At 58.1% G+C, this 6154-nt stretch carries 2 pseudogenes; both read right to left on the bottom strand.

Going from position 1 to position 6154, the window contains the following annotated elements:
- A pseudogene (locus GM30_RS27000) lies at window positions 1-5601 on the bottom strand (two-partner secretion domain-containing protein); the annotation flags it as partial.
- A gap of 118 nt (window positions 5602-5719) precedes the next feature.
- Window positions 5720-6154: pseudogene (locus GM30_RS03595) on the bottom strand (ShlB/FhaC/HecB family hemolysin secretion/activation protein); the annotation flags it as partial.

Here is a 6154-nt window from a genome sequence, read left to right as displayed (position 1 = left end):
GGATATATCCACATTATTACCCGCGCTGAGTGCCACATCCTGGTCAGCCACCACATCCGAGCCTTTCACCGTCAGGTTGTTACCGGCGTTTACCGTGACGCTGTTTCCAGACAACAGTGACCCGGCTTCACGGGTGGTGCTGTCTTCCTCAATCTTGTGCGTGGTTTTCTTGCTGAGGAATCTTTTTTTGGTCTTCGTCTCTTCCCTGAAGTGATAGTCGCTTTCTGTCGCGGTGGTCAGGTTTACGTCGTGGCCTGCCGCCACGCCTATATTGCTGCTGGAGGTCACCTGTGCGGCTTCGCTGTTCACGTCACGTCCGGCGATAATTGTGGTGTTGCCGCCGCTGGCGATTTCGGTGCCCTGCTGGCGCACGGATTCATCGATAACCGTTTTCTTGCTGCTGTGGCTGCTGCTGCCCGTGGTGGTGGCTTCTGCCAGAAGATTAACGTCGCGTCCGGACTGGATGCCGACATTCCCTTCCGCCGCGATGCCTGCCGCCTGGCTGATAACGTCCCTCCAGGCAACCAGCGTCACGTTGCCGCCCGCAGAAATCATGGTTCTGTCTGCGCTGCTCTGATGGCTTTCGCTGCCGCCCGTGTGGCTGGCCTGTCCGTTGCCCGCCGCGTTCAGGTTCAGGTCATTGCCAGCGCCCATCGCGAGGTCACCACCTGCGGCCACGCTCGCCCCGGTGATGTTAATGTTTTTCGCTGCCGACATACTCAAGCCGTCGGTAGCCGTGATGTAGGCAGTCTGCCCGACGTCAGTACCACGGACATAACTACTGTCATCACCTATACTCCACTGCTGAGTCTGCATGATGTTGTTGATACTACCGCCGGCGCTTTCCAGCTGTACGGTTTTGCCGCTGATGGCTGAGACGATGTTGTTGATGTCGCCCTGCGCGCTCAGGTCGAGCGCCCCGCCCGCTTNGTGCCCGCTAATCACCCTGCCGCTCTGCACCATCACGTCTTTTGGCAATAGATACACTTTCGGCACCATCACGGTCTGGCCGTTAATGGTCGCAGTTTCATACCACAGAATACTGTGGTCGAGTGCCGCCACCTGTTCGGCGGTCAGCGCCACGCCAAACTTCAGGCCGAGTGAACCCTGCGCATCGGCGGCGTTGTCCATCAGGTAGCGCATCTGGTCGAGGTCGGAGCCAGGGCCATTGATATAGCGCGTCCCGGTCTGGTTCAGCACGGTGTNNGGTTCAGGCTGAGGCGGTCCAGCATATACGACGAACCGAGGAACTGATTCATGTCGGTGTACTGGCTGCCTGTCTCACGTGGCGCTGCGCCAGGGTTCATGCCAGGCAGCTTATACAAATCGCCAAACAGCGACGGGTCAAGCTGACCGAGACCATCAAGTCTGGGGTTCACGGTGATGAGGTAAGGGCTGTCCGGATCGGTGGACGGCACAAAGTAGCCGTTGTTGCCGGAGGGCAGGGGATAGTTGCCGTCCATACCGCCGGGAGCTTCCCCCCCCGCCGATGCTTTGCGCCGAAGGTGTGTTGAGGTTCGGCTTTGTGATGGTGTTGCTGATTTTGCCCGCGTTGGCAGTGGTGTTGGTATTACTGATGTCACGGGTAAAATCAGCAACGATATTGCCCCCGGCCTGTATAACAGCGCGATACAGTTTGCCCGGGGTTTCCTGTGTTTTTAATTCTCCGCTCGCTTTATAATGAATTTTCTGAAGAGTCGCGTATTCTGACATGGTATTGGTGTTATGCGGTTTTGTATTTTGCTCAGAATCATTAGCGGATACGGGGTCTGTTGTCTCAAACACCAGATACTGTTGCTTATCCCCTTCCTGCCATGACTGGTCATTAAGTTCACCACCCTTAAGCGTAAAATCATTGTTTGCCAGCAGTAAACCCGCTTCATTTACCAGTTTATACGCATAAATACTGAAATTATGCCCGGAAGACATCCGCGGCTGATTGCCTTCAGCCAGCACGGTCACAGCACTGTGTGAGTAAAGGACTTCCTTAAACCTTGCACGCTCATAAACGCTGACCTGCCAGACAATATCGCGGTCAAATCCATCACCGTGAGGTGAGCCAAGTGAGTAATGGTAACCCACTTCATTCGGCCCCATGTCATCTAACGAAATATCCCCTTCAGTTCCGTGTACCCATGAAGGCAGTGGGGCCAGCTCCTCAGCATTCTCACTGGCCTGCAGGGTGGTATATCGGTTAGTAAAGGCATTCGTTTTAATCGTAATATCGCCGCTAGTGGTTTCAATATTCCCGGAGGTATTGATCACCCCGGCATTCGCCGTACCGCTGGCGTCTTTCTGCATCACCAGATTATTGCCCGCCAGTATATCGCCGTGCAGGTTCTGGATGCTGTTGGCAAACAGTGAGAGGTTGTTGCCCGCATACAGCAGGGCGGTATTAACGATCGACCCGGCCACCGTTAACGCCAGGCTGCCCGCCGTGCCGGTAAAACCGTCGAGAGTGATATTGCCCNCTGCGGCCTGCCGCTGGCGTTCATCGCAATCTGGCTGCCGCTCAATGCTGTGGTGCCGCTACCTGCGGTCAGTTGCCCGTTGTTGGTCAGCTTGCCCTCAGCATTCAGCGTGATGCCGTTGCCCTGTAATGTGGCTCCGTTAGTGATATCGCCCTGGCTGCTGACGGAGAGCTGCTTGTTCGCGGCGATAACGCCCTGGGTGGTGAAGCCGTTGGTAAGCTTCAGCGTCAGGTTGCCGAGCGCCACCAGCTGGCCCGCGCCGCTGAGCGAGACCATTTCGGCAAGCATATCCCCGCCGCTGAACACCTTCCCGCCCGCGTTGTTAAGGTTGTTCCCTTTGAGCGTCAAACCTTGATTGCCGAGCAGCGTGCCGCTGTTGGTGGTGGTCTGCGTGTTGACGTTCAGCTGTGCGGCCTGGAAGGTACCGCCGTTGGTCAAACTGTTACCTGTGAGCGTCGCCTGGTTCGCCGCCATCACGGTGCCATTGCTGGCAAGCTTCACCACGTTCAGCATCAGGTTAGTGGCCTGCAGCCAGCCGCTGCCGCTGTAGTCCGGCGTAGTGAAGCTCAGATCGCCACCAGAGAGAATTTTGCCGCCGTTGCGGGCCTGCGTTGCCGCGCTGAGCGTGGTTTTGCCGTTGCCCTGAAGCGTGCCGTCACTGGTGAAGGTTGTTCCGGCGAGTGACATTTCGCCTGATGAGAGAATGCTGCCGTGGTTGGTCAGCACGGGCGCATTCAGCCCGAAATTGCCCTGGCTCATCAGGTCGCCATTGTTGAGCAGAGAGGTACCCAGCGTAGCGTTAAGATTGCCGGTTGCCAGCACCGAGCCATTGTTCGTCCAGCTATCCGCCTGAGCGGTAAGGTTCTGCCCCTGCGTGGTCCCCGCGGTATCCAGCGTTTTACCGTTGAGGGAGAGATCGCCAGCCGTCAGCCAGCGCCCGTTGGCACCCTGCGAGAGAGTATCCCCGGCAAGCGTCAGCGCCCCGATCCCCTGCAACAGGCCGTCTCCGCTTAGCGTGCCCGCTTTGACGTTCAGCGTGTCAGCGATGATTTTGCCTGGATTGCTGAGGGAGCCAGAGCTTAGCATTAAACCTTTATCACTGGTGATAAGCCCACTGTTGCGGATATCCGGAATAGCCAGCGTAAGATTTGCGGCGCTGTAAAGGGTGCCGTTCTGTTGGTTATCCAGCTTTTGTGTGCCAATCAGCAAGGCGCTTTTGCCCTGCATCAGGCCGCTGTTGGTGAGAGTTTGCGACTGAGTGTTCAGGGTGGAGGTCACAAGCACGCCAGTGTTGGTCAGTTCCGGCGCACTAAGTCTGAGCGCTGCCGCGCTGCTTTTGCCGCTGTGAGTGAGTTTCTCACGGGCGTTAACCGTCATGGTTTTTTGTGCCGCCTGCGTACCTGCAAGCGCTGCTTCCTGCGCGGTGAGGCTGAGTGTATTGCCGCTCTGAAGCTGTGCGCTCGCCGCCGTGCTGAGCGTGTCGCTCTGAAGCTGGAGATTGCCGCCCGCGCTGGTTTCCCCGTCCAGCGCCGCCGTGGCGGTATTCAGCGTGATGGCAGCCTCGCTGTGGGTCACCGAATTTTTGCCGGAGGTCAGGGTCTGCGCATTGACCGTCAGCCCTTTGCTGCCAGACAGCACGCCGTTCTGCGTCACGTCCTGCGCTTTCAGCGTCAGCGCATCGTCGCTCACCAGAGAGCCTGTATTAGTCAGCTTCCCGCTGGCGGTGATATCCGCTTTGCCCTTCGCGCCGGTGCTGCCGCTTTGGGCAAAATCGTTTGTATTTACAATCAGGTTGCCGCCGCTCAGCAGTGAACCTGAGTTGCTGAGCGTTGTACTGCCCAGCGTCAGCGAGCTGCCCTGCACGGAACCGCGGTTATTCAGCGTGCTGGCATTCAACTGGGCGCTGTTCTGCGCCAGCAGTTTACCGTCCTGGGTCAGGGTCGTGGCGCTTGCCGTCAGGTTCTGCCCGGCGGTCATCTGCCCTTGTGTTTTCAGCGTATCGCTGGCTTTAGCCGCGATATCGCGGGCAGTGTTAATCTGGCTGGAAGCATCCTGGCTGATGTTCTTCGCGGTAAGCGTTGCATCACGTCCGGCGGTCAGCTTTTCACTGGCGTGCGCAATCGTGCCGTTGGCGNNGCGAGCCGTTGCTCAGGGCAATGTCGCCCTGGCTGTTCAGCGTCATACTGCCGCTGGATTTGTGGTCGCCCGTCAGGGCGAGGCTTTCACCCTTAGCGGACAGCGCCCCGCTGGCGAGGCTGTTGTGAACGGTGAGTTTGCCACTGGCATCCAGGGTGATGTCTCCCTGGCGGGCATTCAGGTCGCCGAGGTTAACCCCGACGCCTTTCTCGCTGGACACCAGACGGATGCGGTTGGCGTACATCCCGCCGAGCGCACCGGTATCCACCGCCACCGTGGGAGCGCTGCCTTCGCCCTGCTGCGCCTGCACGCTACTGTCGGTGCCAACGCGGTTGGCCCCGGCAACCACCTTTAAATCTTTCGCATGAATGGCGGCGTTTACTTCGGTTGCGCGTGAAATGATCGACAGCGCATCGCTGCTGCTGGCATCCAGCCCTTGCCCCTCAATGGTGATGCTGCCTTTTTTCACGTCCAGCGCCTGTAAATTGCCGCTGGCGTCAAAAACAGGTTTCCCCGTGGTCAGGGTGGCCTGGGGGGTGTTGATAAATCCGCAGCCGTTACAGGTGATGCCGTATGGGTTGGCGACAATCACATTCGCCGCTTTGCCCGCCACTTCCGTATAGCCCTGAAGCTGTGAACGGTTGCCGCCGGTCACTTCGTTGATGATGCCCTTCGCTTCTTTGCCCGCTTTCAGCCTGGCGTTGCCGCTAATCAGCCCGCCAAGCTGCGTCTGATTGAGCTTGCCCGTGGCATTATTGAGGATCATCCCCTCTTTGCCGACGTTGTAATCCTTAAACTGGTTGTGCGAAATCCCGGCCCCGTTCGGCGTGGCGATATCCACCACCGGCACGCCGTTGGCTGCCTTGTCCATCTTTGTGTTACCGGTGGGGGTGATGGTCGCAGCCACCGCGGGCAGAAGCGGTTGCGTTGCCAGCAGGGTACTCAGCAGCCAGCTCAATACACGCTGAGAAAAACGGGTCTGATTGTTATCCATCGTTTTTGTCCCTTAAAACGCCACCACCAGGCGGTAATAAATATTGAGATGATCCGGTGCCAGCCAGTCCGGGGATTTCACAGGGGTTCCCACGGTAAACTGTGTCGAAAACCAGNTCAGCCCGTGGCACATCACCGCGTTTGTCATTATCATCTTCCGCGCCCAGCCACGGTACACCGTGGGTAAAGGACGGGTTGAGGGTCGCCACACCACCGGCCATTTTTTGCGTGTGATTAATGCCGAGCATCACGCCGGAGAGCCTGCGGCTGCTGGAGTCCAGCAGCACATCATCAAGATAATTGCGGCTGATGCGGTGCGTCATGCTGGTTGTGAGAGCGGTCTTGATATCGCCGTTGCGGAACACCACCCACGAACCCGTAAGCCGGTGCGTTTCGCTGTCGCCGGTGGAGCGCCACGGCCAGCCGTTGTTGTCAATGGTGCTGAGGTAGTTGCTCCGGCTGTAGCTGTAATCGAGCAGGCCGTAGCCGTACGGCACGCTGACGCCGGCAGCAAAATTCTGCGCATCATGCGAGTCTGAAAAATCGCTGCTGCG

Source organism: Trabulsiella odontotermitis (assembly GCF_001188485.1).
GTDB classification, from domain to species: Bacteria; Pseudomonadota; Gammaproteobacteria; order Enterobacterales; family Enterobacteriaceae; genus Trabulsiella; species Trabulsiella odontotermitis_A.
The sequence above is the reverse complement of the archived record's forward strand: the minus strand, read 5'-3'. Positions and strand labels throughout refer to the sequence as shown.